This window comes from Micromonospora sp. NBC_00898 (genome assembly GCF_045207895.1).
Classification (GTDB): domain Bacteria; phylum Actinomycetota; class Actinomycetes; order Mycobacteriales; family Micromonosporaceae; genus Micromonospora.
In genome coordinates, this window is the sequence record NZ_CP108775.1 from 3,102,949 (window position 1) to 3,118,136 (window position 15,188).

The 15,188-nt window shown below is 71.3% G+C and carries 16 protein-coding genes and 1 pseudogene; 2 read left to right on the forward strand and 15 right to left on the reverse strand.

The window, feature by feature from the left end:
- The 14 genes from OG799_RS15170 to OG799_RS15235 form a co-directional block, all read right to left on the reverse strand.
- Window positions 1-963, reverse strand: coding sequence for an NAD(P)-dependent oxidoreductase (locus OG799_RS15170; protein ID WP_406045676.1), 963 nt, complete (start codon window positions 961-963; stop codon window positions 1-3).
- A complete protein-coding gene (gene xylB / locus OG799_RS15175) occupies window positions 960-2,462 on the reverse strand; it encodes a xylulokinase (protein WP_406045677.1) in 1,503 nt (500 codons plus the stop codon). Before xylB ends, OG799_RS15170 begins: the two co-directional genes overlap by 4 nt.
- Window positions 2,463-2,465: 3 nt before the next feature.
- Window positions 2,466-3,524, reverse strand: coding sequence for an ABC transporter permease (locus OG799_RS15180; protein ID WP_406045678.1), 1,059 nt, complete (start codon window positions 3,522-3,524; stop codon window positions 2,466-2,468).
- A complete protein-coding gene (locus OG799_RS15185) occupies window positions 3,524-5,092 on the reverse strand; it encodes a sugar ABC transporter ATP-binding protein (protein ID WP_406045679.1) in 1,569 nt (522 codons plus the stop codon). The genes OG799_RS15180 and OG799_RS15185 overlap by 1 nt, the downstream gene beginning before the upstream one ends.
- A gap of 32 nt (window positions 5,093-5,124) precedes the next feature.
- Window positions 5,125-6,240, reverse strand: coding sequence for an ABC transporter substrate-binding protein (locus OG799_RS15190; RefSeq protein WP_406045680.1), 1,116 nt, complete (start codon window positions 6,238-6,240; stop codon window positions 5,125-5,127).
- On the reverse strand, window positions 6,191-6,778 hold the full coding sequence (locus OG799_RS15195; RefSeq protein WP_406045681.1) for a glucose-6-phosphate isomerase family protein: 588 nt from the start codon (window positions 6,776-6,778) through the stop codon (window positions 6,191-6,193). Before OG799_RS15195 ends, OG799_RS15190 begins: the two co-directional genes overlap by 50 nt.
- 106 nt (window positions 6,779-6,884) lie before the next feature.
- Window positions 6,885-7,673, reverse strand: a complete 789-nt coding sequence (locus OG799_RS15200) for a GntR family transcriptional regulator (protein WP_406045682.1) — start codon at window positions 7,671-7,673, stop codon at window positions 6,885-6,887.
- A 400-nt stretch (window positions 7,674-8,073) separates the two neighbouring features.
- Window positions 8,074-8,388 (reverse strand): FtsX-like permease family protein, encoded by a 315-nt coding sequence (locus tag OG799_RS15205; protein WP_406045683.1) that lies wholly within the window; start codon window positions 8,386-8,388, stop codon window positions 8,074-8,076.
- Window positions 8,382-9,257 carry an ABC transporter permease gene (locus tag OG799_RS15210; protein ID WP_406045684.1) on the reverse strand — a complete coding sequence of 292 codons (876 nt, stop codon included), beginning with the start codon at window positions 9,255-9,257 and terminating at the stop codon, window positions 8,382-8,384. The genes OG799_RS15205 and OG799_RS15210 overlap by 7 nt, the downstream gene beginning before the upstream one ends.
- Window positions 9,254-10,015: an ABC transporter ATP-binding protein gene (locus tag OG799_RS15215; protein WP_406045685.1), complete on the reverse strand. Its 762-nt coding sequence runs from the start codon at window positions 10,013-10,015 to the stop codon at window positions 9,254-9,256. Before OG799_RS15215 ends, OG799_RS15210 begins: the two co-directional genes overlap by 4 nt.
- Window positions 10,012-11,109, reverse strand: a complete 1,098-nt coding sequence (locus OG799_RS15220; RefSeq protein WP_406045686.1) for a peptidoglycan-binding protein — start codon at window positions 11,107-11,109, stop codon at window positions 10,012-10,014. The genes OG799_RS15215 and OG799_RS15220 overlap by 4 nt, the downstream gene beginning before the upstream one ends.
- Window positions 11,102-11,737, reverse strand: coding sequence for a hypothetical protein (locus OG799_RS15225; RefSeq protein WP_406045687.1), 636 nt, complete (start codon window positions 11,735-11,737; stop codon window positions 11,102-11,104). Before OG799_RS15225 ends, OG799_RS15220 begins: the two co-directional genes overlap by 8 nt.
- A 52-nt stretch (window positions 11,738-11,789) precedes the next feature.
- Window positions 11,790-12,416, reverse strand: coding sequence for a hypothetical protein (locus OG799_RS15230; RefSeq protein ID WP_406045688.1), 627 nt, complete (start codon window positions 12,414-12,416; stop codon window positions 11,790-11,792).
- 52 nt (window positions 12,417-12,468) lie between these two features.
- Window positions 12,469-12,933 (reverse strand): hypothetical protein, encoded by a 465-nt coding sequence (locus OG799_RS15235; protein WP_406045689.1) that lies wholly within the window; start codon window positions 12,931-12,933, stop codon window positions 12,469-12,471.
- 280 nt (window positions 12,934-13,213) lie between these two features.
- Here OG799_RS15235 and OG799_RS15240 point away from each other — a divergent pair.
- Window positions 13,214-13,859: pseudogene (locus OG799_RS15240) on the forward strand (response regulator transcription factor).
- On the forward strand, window positions 13,856-14,353 hold the full coding sequence (locus OG799_RS15245) for a hypothetical protein (RefSeq protein ID WP_406045690.1): 498 nt from the start codon (window positions 13,856-13,858) through the stop codon (window positions 14,351-14,353). The pseudogene OG799_RS15240 and the gene OG799_RS15245 overlap by 4 nt, the downstream one beginning before the upstream one ends.
- On the opposite strand, the gene OG799_RS15250 is transcribed toward OG799_RS15245, so the two are convergent.
- Window positions 14,350-15,090 carry an SDR family oxidoreductase gene (locus tag OG799_RS15250; protein WP_406045691.1) on the reverse strand — a complete coding sequence of 247 codons (741 nt, stop codon included), beginning with the start codon at window positions 15,088-15,090 and terminating at the stop codon, window positions 14,350-14,352. The two genes, OG799_RS15245 and OG799_RS15250, sit on opposite strands and share 4 nt — an antisense overlap.
- Between the last annotated feature and the right edge of the window lie 98 nt (window positions 15,091-15,188).

Consider the following 15,188-nt stretch of genomic DNA (forward strand, 5'->3'; position numbering starts at 1 on the left):
TCAGCTCTTCGACAGAACGGGATGCGTCGGGGAGGTCCCGGCGAGGACGGCGAGGACGTCCGCCACCGCGAGCGACCCCATCCGGTCCACGGCCTCCACGGTCTGCGCACCGAGGTGCGGCGTCACGACCACCCGGTCGGCGAGGTCCACGGCGAGCAGCGGGGAGGGGGCGCCACCCGACTCCCCGGCGAGCGTGTCCGCGGCGTACGCGCCGACCCGGTTGCCGCGCATCGCGTCGGCGAGCACCGGCTCGTCGACGAGATCGGCGCGCGCGGTGTTGACCAGAATCAGACCTGCCCGGCAATCCCGCAGCCACGCGGCGTCGACCAGGGTGCGGCCGCCCGGCGCGTGCAGGGAGACGGCGTCACACCGCGCCGGCAGGTCGGCCAGCGCGGCCGGTTCGGCTCCCGCCGCCCGGACCTGCGCGTCGTCCACCGCCGGGTCGTACGCGAGGATCCGGGTGCCGAACCCCTGCAGGCGGTGTGCGACCCCGCGGCCGATCCGGCCGAAGCCGACCACCCCGACCGTCAGTGAACCCAGCTCCCGCCCCCGCGACACCGTCCACGCGCCGGCGCGGACCCGCCGGTCACCGGCGGCGATGCCGCGCAGCGCCGCGAGCAGGAGTCCGACGGTGTGGTCTGCGACGGCGTCACTGTTGGCTCCGGGGGTGTTGGTGACGACGACACCGCGGGCCGTCGCGGCCACGAGGTCGACCGCGTCGACGCCCACGCCGTACCGTGCCACCACCCGCAGGCGCGGAGCGGCGTCGAGATGAGCATCGGTCACCGGTCCGGTGCCGGCGATCCACCCGACGGATTCGTGCAGCAGGGGCCGCAGCGCCCACAGGTCGTGGTCGGCCGGGCCCCGCACCACGGTCGCGCCGGCCGCTTCCAGCTCGCATACCAGGTCCCGCGAGCCGGAGGAGAAGGAACGGGAGGTGACGAGCACCTGGGTGCCGCTCATCGCGCACTTCCCCGTCCCTCGAACCACGGCTCGAGCCGCTGGTAGGCGTCGAGGAACACCGTGTGCCTTTCCTGATAGGCGGCGTGGCGCCCCGGCTCCGGCGTGAACTCGGCCGTGACTTCGGACAGACCTCGTACGACGCCGAAGTCGTCGACGAGGCCGAGCCCGACTGCGGCGGTGACCGCGGCGCCGAGGCTGTTGGCCTCCTCAACGATGGAGCGCCGCCGCACCGTGCAGCCCCACACGTCCGCGAGGATCTGCAGCCAGACGTCGCTGGCCGCGCCGCCGCCGATCGCGTCTACCCTGCGTACCTCCGCGCCGTTCTCCCGGAAGGCGTCGATGCAGGTCAGCAGGTTGAAGGCGACGCCTTCGAGCACGGCGCGAGTGAGGTGCTCGCGGTTGTGGTGGCGGCCGATCCCGAGGAACGCGCCCGCGGCGTCCGGGTTCCAGTACGGCGAGCGCTCGCCGAGCAGGTGCGGCAGGAAGTAGAGCCCGTCCTCGGCGGCGGTCGCGGTCCGCGCCGCCTCAACCACCCGCCGGAACCGGTCACCAGCCTCCCCCGGCTCGAGGATCTCCGTGATCCACTGCAGGGAGGCTCCGCCGGCCTGCATCGTCGCGGTCGGCACGTAGTGACCCGGGACCACGTGGTCGAAGGTCATCGTGCGCATTGCCGGGTCGTGCAGCGGCCGCCGCGCGGCGAGCGACACCCACGACGAGGAGCCGAGATAACAGTAGGCACCGTCGTTCTCGGACACCACGCCCGCGCCGACGGCGGCGAGCGGCCCGTCGCCGCCGCCCATGACGACCGGTGTGCCAGGCAGCAGCCCGATCGCACCCGCCGCCTGCGCCGTCAGGGTCCCGACCACCGACGTGGAAGGGACGATCTCGGGCAGCAGCGCAGCGTCGATCTCCGCGGCGGCGAGAATCTCGCTCGACCACGTCCCGCGGGTCTGGTCGTAGGCGTTGGTGGACGAGGCGTCGGAGGGGTCGGTCACGAGTCTTCCGGTGAGCCGGAACACCACGTAGTCCTTGGCGAGGCAGACGTGGCGCACGGCGGCGAAGACCTGCGGCTCGTGGTCGCGCACCCACATCACCTTCGTGAGCGAGTACGTCGGGTTGAGCTGGTGACCGAGCGTGGCGTACGCCCGCTGCGCGCCGACCCGCTTCGTCAGCGCGTCGCATTGCTCGGTGCTGCGCCGGTCCGCCCAGATGATCGACGGCCGCACCGGCCGGTACTGCGCGTCGAGCAGGACAGCCCCCATCATCTGCCCCGAGACGGCCAGCCCCCGCACCGCCGACGCACTGACGCCGTGCCGGACCAGCAGCGAGCGGGTGGCCGTGGCCAGGGCCTCCCACCAGTCGTAGGGGTCCTGTTCCGCCACGCCACCGGGTGCGAACCGGGTCGGGTAGGGCACGGTGACCGAGCCGATCAGCCGTCCGTCGTCCTCGTGCAGCGACGCCTTGTTCCCGGTCGTGCCGAGATCATGTGCGATGAGCATTGCTCACGCTCCCCTGCGCGCGAGCCGCTTGCCCTGAAGCTGGTCGATGCCGACCGCGACGAGGATGAGCGCGCCGATCGCGACCTGCAGCCAGAACGGGTCGATACCCAGCAGGGTTCCGCCGTTGTTGAGCAGCCCGACGATGAGCGCACCGACCAGCGCGCCGAACGCCGTGCCACGGGCACCGAACAGGCTCGCCCCGCCGATCACGCACGCCGCGATCGCCTGCAGCTCGTAGCCCGTGCCGGCGGTGGGTACACCATTGCCGAGCCGCGAGGCCAGCAGCACACCGCCGAGCGCGGCGAGCGTCCCGGACAGGGCGTATACGCTGATCAGAACGCCCTTGACGGGCACTCCGGTGAGCCGCGCGGATTCCTGGTTGGAGCCGACCGCGTAGATGTAGCGACCCCACACCGTACGCCGCAGCATGAAGCCGACGATCAGGGCGATGGCGGCGGTGAGCCAGATGAGGTTGGCGACGCCGAGCAGCCTGCCGCCAGCGATTTCCGTGAACCCCTGGGGCAGCGGCTGGATGGTGCGACCGCTCGTGTAGAGGAGGGTGAGCCCGCGCGCCATGCCAAGGGTACCGAGCGTGACGATGAACGGCGGCATCTTCATGATCGCGACGAGTACGCCGTTCACCGCGCCCACGGCCGCCCCGGCGACCAGGGCGAGCAGGACGGCCAGCAGCACGGACCCGGTACCCGCCGTCTCGAAGACCGTCTTGGCGGCGATCACGCCCGAGAGGCCGACGACCGAGCCGACGGAGAGGTCGATGCCGGCCGTGAGGATCACCAAAAGCTGACCAATCGCGATGATCGCGTAGATCGACACCTGACGGCCGAGGTTTTCGAGGTTCGTGCCGGTCAGGAACGTGTCCGTCGCCAGGCTCAGCCCCACGGCCAGGGCCAGCAGTACGGGCAGGCCGCCGAACCCGCGACCGAGCAGCGAGCCCAGCCCGAGGACCTCCTGCTCTTCGGTCGCCGGTTTCTCGGCCTTCTGCGGCACGTTGCCGGTCGCCGGCTGCGCCGTGGACCGGAGCACATTCTTGTCGAGGGCCATCAGGACTCCAGGTTTGCTTCGGCGGAAATCGGGGCCGACAGGTCCGCGTGCGGCACCAGGGGGCTGGTCAGTCGGAGGATCTCCTCCTCGGTGGCGTGCGCCGCGGGCAGCTCACCGACCACCTCCCGGTCGCGTACGACGACGATGCGGTCGCACAGGCCGAGCAGTTCGGGCAGGTAGGAGGAGACGATGACCACGGCGAGGCCCTCGCGGGCCATCTCCACGATCACCTGGTAGATATCGGCCTTCGCGCCCACGTCGACGCCCTTGGTCGGCTCGTCGAGCAGCAGCACCTTCGCGCCGGTCGCGAGCCAGCGGGCCAGGAGCACCTTCTGCTGGTTGCCGCCGGACAGCGAGGTCACCGGGTCGTCGAAGGACCCATATTTGAGGCGCAGGCCCTGCACGGCGCGCCCCACGTGCCGGCGCTCGAGACCGGTGCGTACCAACGACCCGCTCGACACCTGTCCGAGGCTGGCGATGGAGACGTTCGCCTCGATGGAGAGCTCCAACAGCAGGCCGGATTCCTTGCGGTCCTCGGTCAGCAGTGCGATGCCGTGCCGGGCGGCGACCCGGGGCGAGCCGGGCGGCACTCGGCTCCCATCGACGAGAACCTTTCCACCCTCGGTCCGGTCGGCGCCGAAGATCGCCTGCACGATCTCCGACCGACCGGCGCCGAGCAGCCCGGCCAGCCCGACGATCTCGCCGCGACGGACGGTCAGGTCGACCGGGGCGGCGAACCCCGGGATGCGCAGGTGGCGGACCTCCAGCCGTGGGGGGCCGACCTCGTGCCGGACGCCCGGGTAGAGGTTCTCGACGGGGCGCCCGACCATCGACTGGATGAGCGAGTCGTGGTCGTACTCACCGATCGGTCGGGTCTCGACGACGCGTCCGTCCCGCAGCACAGTGACCCGGTCGCCGACCGCGAACATCTCCTCCAAGCGGTGCGTCACGTACAGGACCGCGTGGCCCGCGTCGCGCAACACGGCGATGCGGTCGAGCAGAGCCTGCGCCTCCTTCTCGGACAGCGCCGTCGTCGGCTCGTCGAAGATGACGAGTTTGGCGTCGCTGCTGAGCACCCGGGCGATCTCGACGAGTTGCCGGGTGGCCGTCGGCAGGGACCACACAGGCTGGTCCAGATCGAGGTCGGCCAGGCCAACCCGCTTCAGGTGCTCCGTCGCGGCACGTCGCTGCGCCGCGCGATTGACGACGCCGAAGAACGTACGCGGGAAGCGGCCCATCGTCAGGTTGTCCAGGACGCTGAGATCCGGCAGAAGGCTGAGTTCCTGGTAGACCGCGCCGACGCCGGCGTCGCGCGCCTCCACCGGCGACGGGTGCGAACCGATCTCCGTGCCGCCGATCTCGTACGCACCACCGTCGCGGGCCACCGCGCCGGTCAAGATCTTGATCAGAGTCGACTTGCCGGCCCCGTTCTCCCCGGCGAGGCAGTGCACCTCGCCGGGGAGCAGGTCGAGGTCCACGTCCGCGAGCGCAGTCACCGGCCCGTACGTCTTGCCCACTCCTCGTAGCCGCACGACGGGCACGGCGGATGATGGGTCCTGTTCGCTCATGACATGCCTCCTCGACCGCCTACCGGATCCGGTCAGCCCTTGACCTTCGGGGGGTTGAGCAGCGCCTTCAGCTCGTCGGCATTGACGTTGGTCTGGTCCACGATCACCGCGCCCGGGTCGAGGTTCTGCGGGGCGTCACTGCCGACGGCGGCCATCGCCGCTTCGACGACCCCCTGGTACCCGAAGAAGAACGGGTTCTGTACCACGATGGCGTCGATCGCGCCGGACTTGACGGCATCCACCTCGGCGGGGTCGGAGTCGAACGCCACCACGGCGACCTTGTCGCCCGCGCCCTTCTCCTGCACGGCCTTGGCCGCGCCGACGCCAGAGGTGTTGTTGTCGGCGAAGATCCCCGCGAGGTCGGGCACCCGGGTCAGCGCGTCGTTCACCTGACCGACAGCCTTGTTGAGGTCGTTGTCATTGACCAGGGTCTGCACGATTTGGGCCTGCGGGCACTTCTCGGAGAGACCCTGCTTGAACCCGTCGAACCGGTCGATGAGCACCTGAATGCCGGAGACGGCGGACTCGTGCAGAACCTTGCCGTTCGCCTTGCCCGCGTCGGTCATCAGCTGGCAGAGCCGCCGCCCCGCCTGCTCGCCGGCCTTCACGTTGTCGGTACCGATGAAGCCGTCGCTCTTGGTCTTCACCGCGTTGTCCACAATGATGACCTTGATGCCGGCCGCGCGGGCCCGGTCGATCACCCCGTTGAGCGCCGTGGAGGAGTTCGGCGCCAGTACGATCGCCTTCGCCCCCCGGGAGATCGAGTCTTCCACCAGCCGCACCTGCGGCTCGATGTCGGCTTCCGCTGTCGGCCCGAACAGGGTCAGGTTCACGCCGAGGTCCGCGCCGGCCTTCTTCGAGCCCGCGAGCATGGACTGCCAGAACTCGGATTCGGTCGCCTTGACGATTACGTCGATCTTCGTGCCGGAGATCGTCGACGCCCCGGCGCTGTCGCCGGAGCTGCCCGAGGTTGAGCCCGAGGCGGAAAGCCGGCCGCCGACGACGCCGGCAGCGAGGGCAACGGCGGCAGCGAGCCCGGCGGCGCCGATCGAGACACTCTTCGATGCCATGCAGTTTCTCCTAGGGATGGGAGCGGGCTCAGCCCAGCTCGGTGGCGGTGAAGGGGACGAGTTCGACCTGCCCGTCACTCTTGCGCGCGCGCAGGCCCATTCCGTGTTCGAGCACCCAGCCGTAGTCGTGGCCGGCGCTGCCCGGGTAGACCGCGAGGAACCGGTACGGCTCGTCGCCGATGTTGACGCTCCGGTGGGCCCAGCCCGGCGGGATGTAGCCGACGACGCCAGGGCTGATCTCCAGCCACTCGGTCCGCTCGCCGTCGAAGAGCAGCAGACCACCGCGGCCGCTGAGCCCCAGGTAGATCTCACCCTGCGGATCCGGGTGCTGGTGGCCCTTGGTCATCCAGAACTCGCCGCCGGTCGCTCCCGGGTAGATCGTCGTTACCGACTGGGGCAACTCCCGCGGGACCTCCGGCACCGGAGAGGAGACGACCGTGTAGACGACGGGGTCTCCGTCGGCGACCGCCCGCTCCCACGCCTGCACGTCCGCGAACAGCCCGCTGAGGTCTGACATCCGCCGCTCAAGGGTCGGTCCCTGCGGTTCCAACGTCTCGTTCGACGTGTCGAGCGTGAGCACGAAGGGTGAGATCGGCGGGGTGGCGTAGCTGGTCACAGGGGCTCCGTTTCGTTCGCGTCCCGATCACTGTCGTCCTGTAATGACAGGATGTCAAGAGATGATCCGGAAACCCCGTCGAAACAAAGGTCGGGTCGGCGGACGGTCAGGAGGTGACAAGAAGCAGCGGCGTGCCCGCGCGTCGATCCGCAGCCCGGTTCAGCTCCACCTGGAACCGGCTGCGGTCACCACGGTGCAGCGCGAGGAAGCTCTCCACGGGCCGCTCCGACTCGCCGAAGCTCACGCTGCGCAGCGCCAGCACGGGGTCACCTCGATGAATCCCGAGCAGTCGCGCCTGCCCGGCATTGGCCACCGCGGCCTCGACCGAGCGGACGCCCCGGACGAGCCGCACACCGTACGACGACTCCAGCACCTCATAGAGCGACCTGTCGGTCAGGTCCTCGCCGATCAGACCGGGAGCGATGCTCTCCGGAATGTGGGTCACGGTCCAGACCCACGGCTCGTCGTTTACGAAACGCAGCCGCTCGAGGTGGATGACCGGGGTCCCGGTGGGGAGCCGGAGATCGGCGGCGACGGCATCGTCGGCCGGCACCACCTCGAGGCGACGCACCTCACTGCGCAGATGACCGCCGCGGGCGGCCACATCCTCGAACAGTCCCGTCAACGACTGGACCAGTCCCTCCGCGGTCTTAGGATGCGCCACGAAGGTGCCTCGGCCCTTCACCCGCTCGATGACGCCCTCGTTCTCGAGTTCGGCGAGCGCCTGGCGCACGACGGTGCGCGAGACGTCGTAGCGGGAACAGAGTTCGTGATCGCCAAGGATGCGGTCACCCGGCTGGAGTCGTCGTCGCTCGATGTCCTTGACCAGCAACTGCTTGAGCTGGTGGTACATGGGCAGCGGCGAACCGCGATCAATGCGGTTTCCTGTCTGCATGTCACGAGAGGATAACAGGTAACCCCGGGCCGCGAACCGTGGCCGCGAGCCTGTGCTGCCCGTCAGCCGCCAGTCCTTAGCGACCATCCCGAGATGGGCGATCTTGGTGCTCGCGGAGCGCCGAGTCGCGCCGCAGTCCACCGCCTCTCAAAGGCCATGCCGTCGCCCGGAGCGCGGCGCGACGAGCACCCCGGGGGCGCTCACACCCGACCGGCAGCGGCTGTCGGACCGCGGAGGATCAGGATAGGAGCCCTTACTTTCCTGAACCGCGCCCTGACCTCGTCCCGGCCGATTTGTCGGACCGCAGATGCATGACGGTGCGTGGGAGAGGACGCGAATGGCAGAGGGTGTGCGGGATGTGCCGCCACACCCTGGCGGGTACCGTCACGACCGCATCGCCTCACAGGGTGCGCAGCGCCTCGGTGGGCGACAACCGGGCGGCCCGCGCCGCCGGATACACCCCGGCGAGCGCGCCGACCAGCAGCGCGGCGCCGAGGCCCGCCGCCAGCGCGAGCGGCGGGACGGTCACCGGGTTGCCGGCCAGCCGCGCGGCGACCGCCGTCGCCAGGACGCCCAGGCCGATGCCGAGCACCCCGCCGATCAAGGCCAGGAGCGTGGACTCCAAGAGGAACTGGACGGCGACGTGGCGGCGGCGGGCACCGAGCGCGCGACGCAGCCCGATCTCGCCGCGCCGTTCCAGGACCGAGATCACCATGATGTTGGCGATGCCGACCCCGGCGATGAGCAGCGCGATGGCGCCCAGGCCGAGGAACAGCCCGACGAACGCGCCCTTCGCCTGGATCCGGCCACCAGGAGGTCGGACGGCCGGCGCACCTGCACGTCGCCGTCCCGGGCTCCTGAGGCGGTGGCCGCGAGCACCGACGCGACCGCCGCCACCTGGTTCGGATCGACCCGCAGGTAGATGCGGCTGGGGTTGCTCCCCAACCCGAACACCCCGTCAGCGGTCCCGAAGCTGACCAGCGCCGCCATGTCGATCTCCGGTGCGACCGCCACGGGGGCGAGGATCCCGACGACGGTGAAGTATCGCTCGCCGAGGAACACCTGGGTGGGCTCGGTCAGCGTGCCGATGCCGAGGACCCGGGCCGCCTCGTAGCCCAGCACCGTCACCGGGTAGTGCTCGGCGGTCGCGTCGAGGTACCGGCCGCGCAGCACCCGCGCCGACAGGGTGCCCGGCAGGGACGGCTGGGCGGCGAGGACGTTTATGCCGCTGGTCCGCACCGCCGGGATGGCCGCGCTGCGCCGTACGGTCACGTCGTCGATGTTGCGGACCGCGGTGACGGTGCGGACCGGCGGGATCCGCGCGATCATCGGCTCGGCGGTGACCGGCAGCGGGATTGTGCGGCCGTTGGTCGCCTGCGCCGAGGCCACGGTGAGCAGGTTGCCCTGCTCGCCGAGCTGGGTGAGCAGGTCGGCCTTGGACGACTCGGCGATGCCGAGCACGGCGACCACGGCCGCGATGGCGATGGCGATGCCGAGCGCCGACAGCGCCGAGCGGTCCCGCCGGGCGCGCAGGCCGACGGAGGCCAGGGCGATCGCGTCGGGCAGACGCAGCCGTGAGGTCATCGGACACGGTCCCTTCCGGCCGGGTACGGGTGGGAGTCCTCGACGATCCGGCCGTCGCGCAGGTGGATCTGCCGCCCCATCGCCGCGGCCACGTCGGCGTTGTGGGTGATCAGCACGACGGTGGTGCGGTCGTCGGCGAGCCCGGCCAACAGCTGGGTGATCTCCGTACCGGTGGCCGAGTCGAGGTTGCCGGTCGGCTCGTCGGCCAGCAGGACCGCGGGCCGGCCGACGATCGCCCGGGCGATCGCGACCCGCTGCCGCTCGCCGCCGGAGAGCTGGCCGGCCCGGTGCCGCATCCGCTCGGCGAGCCCCACCTGGCGCAGCACCTCGGCGGCCCGCTCCCGCCGGACGCCTGCCGGCACCCCGCGGTACAGCAGGCCGGTTGCGACGTTGTCGAGCACGCTGAGGTGTTCGAGGAGGTAGAACTGCTGGAAGACGAAGCCGAGGCGGGTCGCGCGGACCGCGGACAGCTGCGGGTCGGCCATCGCCGAGGTGTCGGTCCCGGCGATGCGGACCATGCCACTGGTCGGCCGGTCGAGGGTGCCGAGGATGCTCAACAGCGTGGACTTGCCGGCGCCGGACGCCCCGGTGATGGCCACCGTCTCGGCGGCGTCGACGACGAGGTCGATGTCGGCCAGCGCAGTCACCGTGGTCGGCGGCGGATAGACCTTGTTGACGCCGTGCAGCTCCAGCGCCGGCGCGAGGTCGCCTCGGGTGTCGTCTCCGGCGTCGCCGGGGCCCCTGGTCGGCTCGCTCATGTGGCCGGCACCTCCACCGTCGCGCCCTCGCGCAGGTCGTCGCCGCGGACCTCGACCAGGGTGTCGGAGAACAGGCCGGGGGTCACGCCGACCAGCCGGCGGGCGTCGCCGTCCCGCAGGTACAGGCCGTACCCGCCGCCGGCGAGCGCGACCAGCGCCGTGATCGGTACAACGAGGACCCCTTTGGCGGTCTGGCCGGTGACGTTGACCTGGACCGGCGCCTGGTCGAACGCGGCCGCGGCCACCTGGTTGTCGAGCGTGACCGTGGCCGGCACACTCGCCTGGCCCGGACCCCGACCGGGGTCGTTCTCGTTGGGCGCGGTCGCGACGGTCGACAGTGTGGTCACCTTCCCGGGCGCGGCGTCGCCGCCGGGGAGGACGACGGTGACGGCGTCACCGAGGTGGACCAGATGGGTCCGGTTCACCGGCACGGCGAGGGTCACCGCGATCGTCGTCGACGTGCCCGACAGGAGCGGCTCGCCGGCACCCCCGGCGGCCCCGCCGCCCCCGGCCGGCGCGCCGACCCTCGCGGTGACGGTGGTCACCCGCAGCGGGCCGGGTTGGAACGTGACGGCACCCAGCTCGAGCCGGCCGGTGACCGGCTGGCCGGTCGCGCGCTGCCAGCGCCGCAGTGCCGCCGCGGTCGCCCGGGTGAACTTCCCGTCGACGGTCAGGTTGGCCGTGGTGGCGTGGCCGAGCGCGACGAGGTTCTTCTCCACGGCGTACACGTCAGGGCCGGCGGTGACGTCGAGGGCGAGCGGCCGCCACGCGGGTCGGTCGGCGTAGAACAGCCGGACCGGTCGGTTGTCGACGGCGAACACCGGCTTGCCCCGGGTGATCAGTTGCCCCGGCTGCGGGACCGCGGTCACCGTGCCGCCCTCGCCCTGCAGGTACACGGTGTATGCCCCGGCGTAGCCGAGGGTGCCGGGGACCTGGACGGTCGTCGACAGGTCGGTCCGGGTCACGGTGGCGGTACCGGTCGTCACCTGGACGGCGGCGGGCACCGTCGCCGGACGGCCCCGGACCCACCACCCAGCCCCGGCGGTCCCGGCGACCGTGAGGGCCGCCCCGGCCAGTACGGCCCGCCTACGCATCGGCGAGACTTCCGAGGCTGGACAGCCGGGCTTCCTCGTCGAGAACGCTCCGGCATGCCGTGATGGCGTCCCGCACGGTCGGGTTCTGCTTGGCGTCGCCCTGACCGGCGCCGGGAATCCCGCTGGCGTCGAGACCGAAGCCCTTGCCGGGTATGAAGTGGCTGTTGACCGTCGGGTCCTTGTAGTCGGGCAGCCCGTGCGCCCGGAAGCACTCGGCGGACTTGACCCCGGCCTGGACCAGCTTCGGTGGCGGGGGTGCCTGGTCGCCCGGGGCGAACTCGGCCGCCCGGATCAGCTCGCCGCAGGCGGTCTCGAGGGCGTCGAGCTGCGTCTCGTTGAGGGACGAGAACACAGCGAACTCGTCGGTGTAGACGCGGCCGTCCGCGGTCAGGACCGGATCCTGGTACCGCGGTGCGCCGTGCTGGCGGATGCACTCGGCGGCGTTGTGCAGCGCGGTCCGGCGCGCCGCACTGCCGTCACCGGTGACGGCGTTGGGATTGGCGCTGGACCCGGTGCTGGGCCTGCCGCTGCCCGCCGGCAGGCTGGGCACACCGGGTGAGGACGACGCCTTGCTGCACGCGCTGAGCGTGATCATGGTGGCCGCGACGGCCACCGGGTGGAGTTTCATCGTGAACCTCTCGGTCGCATCGTGATCGAGTCGTGTGCACATCGACGTCCGCCTACCCGTCGAGGTTTCCCAGGCTGGACAGCCGGTCTTCCTCGTCCTCGAGGCTCAAGCACGCCTCCCGGGCCCGGTTGAACGTGTCGTCCTTGCCGGCGGGGAACTCGTCGGCGCTGTGGTTGAAGCCCTGCCCGGGGTTGAACTCGCTGGTAACCGTCGGGTCCTTGACGGTGGCCACCCCGTGCGCCCGCATACACTCGGCCCACTTGACCCCGGCCTGGACCAGCCTCGGTGGCGGGGGCGCCTGGTCGCCCGGGTTGAACTTGGCCGCCCGGATCAACTCGCCGCACGCCGTCTCGATGGCCTCCAGGACCGTGTCGCTCGCGCCGCCCTTGAGCGAGGGGCCGTCGGTGTACACCTGACCGTCGGCGGTCAGGACCGGGTCCTGGTAGCGCGGCACACCGTGCTGGCGGATGCACTCGGCGGCGTTGTGCAGCGCGGTCCGGCGCGCCGCACTGCCGTCGCCGGTGGCCCCGTTGGGATTCGGGCCGGGACGGCCGGTGGGATCGGGGCTGGGCCCGTCGCTGGCCTGCGGCACGCTGGGCACGCTCGGCGTCGACGGTTCCGCGGTGCACGCGCTGAGCGTGATCGCGAAGGCCGCGACGGCTACCAGTCTGAGCTTCATCGTGAACCTCTCGGTCGCGGCGTGATCGAGCCGGGTGGACGTCCATGGCCGCCTACCCACCGAGGTTCCCCAGGCTGGACAGGCGGATTTCCTCGTTTATGAGGCCTTTGCACGGCTCCGTGGCCCGCAGGAACGTGTCGTCCTTGCCGCCCGGCACCTCGTCGGGTGAAAGTCCGAAGCCGTGCCCGGGGGTGAAGCGGCTGTCGGCCGTCGGGTCCTTGACGCCAGGCAGCCCGTGCGCCCGCAGGCACTCGGCCACCTTGACCCCGGCCTGGACCAGCTTCGGCGGTGCCGGCGCCTGGTCGTCCGGGGCGAACTTGGCCGCCCGGATCAGCTCGCCGCACGCCGTCTCGATGGCCGCCATGATCGTGTCGTCGGCGGTGTCCTGCAGCGCACGGGCGTCGGTGTACACCTGGCCGTCCGCGGTCAGGATGGGATCCTGGTACCGCGGCACACCGTGCTGGCGGATGCACTCGGCGGCGTTGTGCAGCCGTCCGGCGCGCCGCACTGCCGTCACCGGTGACCCCGTTGGGATTCGTGCTGGGATTGCCGCTGGGATCGACGCCGGCCCCACCGCTGCCCTGCGGCAGGCTGGGCACGCTGGGCGTCGACGGTCCCCCGCTGCACGCGGTAAGCGTGATCACGACGGCCGCGACGGCCATCAGTCTGAGCTTCACTCCGCACCCCCGGTCATGCGTACGTGCGACAACATCGACAGGTGTACCGAGGTGGCGGTGACATCAGCGCTACGCATCGTGTCGGACGGATGTCATCTCGACCGGCGCACAATGGGCGGCATGCGGGTGTTGGTGGTCGAGGTCCATGTGACGTTGGCCGCCCGGATCGGCGAGGGGCTCCGCGACGCGGGGATGGCGGTCGACGTCGTCCACGACGGCGCGGCGGCGCTCACCGCAGCCGACGACACGGCGTACGACGTGGTCGTGCTGGACCGGGACCTGCAGGTGGTGCACGGCGACCACGTGTGCCGGTCGCTCGCGGCCGCCGACGGCGCCCGGATCCTCATGCTCACCGCGGCGGCCACGGTGGACGACCGGGTCGACGGCCTGGAGCTGGGCGCCGACGACTGCCTCGGCAAGCCCTTCGCGTTGCAGGAGCTGATCGCGCGGGTGCGGACACTGGCCCGCCGCGCCGTCGGCACCGCCGGTGGTCCGCCGTGGCGATCTCACCGTGGACCGGGCGCGGCACCGGGTCAGCCGGGCCGGGCGGGTCCTGTCGCTGACCCGTAAGGAGTTCGGCGTCCTGGAGATGCTGACGGCCGCCGACGGCGCCGTGGTCAGCGCGGAGGAGCTGCTGGAGCACGTGTGGGACGCCAACGCCGACCCGTTCAGCAACATCGTGTCGGTGACGCTCACCCGGCGGCGGCGCAAGCTCGGCACGCCACCGCTGATCGAGACGGTCGTCGGCCGGGGGTACCGGCTGTGAGGCGACCCCGGCCGCACTTCACCGTCCGGGTCCGGCTCACGCTGCTGTACACCGGCCTGTTCGCGGCGTGCGGCGCGATCGTCGTGGCGATCACCTACGGCCTGCTGGCCGCCAACCTACCCGACCCGGCAGCGACGAAGCCCGACAAGGTCACCGTCCAGGACGACAAGGCCCTCGGCCAGCACGACACCACCGCGCAGCCGAACAGAACGGTCCCCGCCGACTTCGCCGCAGCCTGCCAGAGGGCGCTGCGGGACCCGGCGGCCGACGCGACGATGCGGGCAAAATGCGAGTCCGCCTACAAGGAGGGCCTCCTTGAAGGGGCGAAGAGCCAGCGCGCCGGTCCACCCGACGCTGGCGGCGGCCAAACTGCTCCGCGCGTAGGGGATCTCGGTGGGCGTGCTGGACCTCGGCCAGGGCCGGTCGCAGCAGCTCCGCGTGCCGGCCGCCGTCCGATGGACTTCATCCGCGGAAGGGCCGAGTGCCCGGGTTAGCGGGCCGCTTGGATCCAGTCCTGGTAGTGCGTGGGTGCCAGGTGTGCGTCCGGGCCCGCGATGAGCACGTCGCCGGCGACGACCGCGAACATGCCCGCCCCGTCGTCAATGACGACGTTCCGGTCGTCCTGCTGTGCGGCCAGGGTGACCCGGCCGAGGTCGTCGAGGGCGAAGACGTCCGGGCCGGCGACGTTGCGGATGCCGTTCAGCGGCGTGCCGGTGGCGACGTCGACGACCGCGTCGACGACGTCCGTGGCGGCCATCGGCTGAACACGGGTAGCGGGCAGGCGAACGGTGGTGTCGTCGGAGGTCCAGGACAAGATCGCGTTCACGAACTCAAAGAACTGGGTCGCACGCACGATGGAGTACGGCGTAGGCCCCTGCCGGAGCAGGTCTTCCTGCAGGGTCTTGGCGCGGTAGTAGTCAAGCTGGGGCACCTGGTCCACCCCGACGATCGAGAGGATCACCTGGTGACGGACCCCGGCACGCTCCCCCGCGGCCAGCAGGTTGGTCATGGAGGTACGGAAGAAGCCCAGGGAGGCCTCGTCGAAGGTCGGCGAGTTAGCGACGTTGACAACGACATCGGCGCCCTTCAGCGCCTGGTCCAGGCCCTCTCCTGTGAGCAGGTCGACGCCGGTCGACCGCGCCGCGGGGACGGCCTCGTGTCCGGCTGCGGTCAGCTTCTGGACCACCTGCGAGCCGATCAGTCCGGTACCGCCGATGACTGTGAGCTTCATGGCTCTCACCCTTCCACGGCGTGCCGCAGGGCACGCCGACTTTGTCGAGGACGCGGCCCCGAACTCGGACACTTTATGTCCGAGACAATAACCGGATA

What these genes read in the sequence shown, in the direction of transcription:
- OG799_RS15170 (WP_406045676.1), bottom strand. Translation starts at nt 963, where the DNA reads ATGAGCGGCACCCAGGTGCTCGTCACCTCCCGTTCCTTCTCCTCCGGC.
- xylB (WP_406045677.1), bottom strand. Translation starts at nt 2,462, where the DNA reads ATGCTCATCGCACATGATCTCGGCACGACCGGGAACAAGGCGTCGCTG.
- OG799_RS15180 (WP_406045678.1), bottom strand. Translation starts at nt 3,524, where the DNA reads ATGGCCCTCGACAAGAATGTGCTCCGGTCCACGGCGCAGCCGGCGACC.
- OG799_RS15185 (WP_406045679.1), bottom strand. Translation starts at nt 5,092, where the DNA reads ATGAGCGAACAGGACCCATCATCCGCCGTGCCCGTCGTGCGGCTACGA.
- OG799_RS15200 (WP_406045682.1), bottom strand. Translation starts at nt 7,673, where the DNA reads ATGCAGACAGGAAACCGCATTGATCGCGGTTCGCCGCTGCCCATGTAC.
- OG799_RS15205 (WP_406045683.1), bottom strand. Translation starts at nt 8,388, where the DNA reads ATGGTGATCTCGGTCCTGGAACGGCGCGGCGAGATCGGGCTGCGTCGC.
- OG799_RS15210 (WP_406045684.1), bottom strand. Translation starts at nt 9,257, where the DNA reads ATGACCTCACGGCTGCGTCTGCCCGACGCGATCGCCCTGGCCTCCGTC.
- OG799_RS15215 (WP_406045685.1), bottom strand. Translation starts at nt 10,015, where the DNA reads ATGAGCGAGCCGACCAGGGGCCCCGGCGACGCCGGAGACGACACCCGA.
- OG799_RS15220 (WP_406045686.1), bottom strand. Translation starts at nt 11,109, where the DNA reads ATGCGTAGGCGGGCCGTACTGGCCGGGGCGGCCCTCACGGTCGCCGGG.
- OG799_RS15225 (WP_406045687.1), bottom strand. Translation starts at nt 11,737, where the DNA reads ATGAAACTCCACCCGGTGGCCGTCGCGGCCACCATGATCACGCTCAGC.
- OG799_RS15230 (WP_406045688.1), bottom strand. Translation starts at nt 12,416, where the DNA reads ATGAAGCTCAGACTGGTAGCCGTCGCGGCCTTCGCGATCACGCTCAGC.
- OG799_RS15250 (WP_406045691.1), bottom strand. Translation starts at nt 15,090, where the DNA reads ATGAAGCTCACAGTCATCGGCGGTACCGGACTGATCGGCTCGCAGGTG.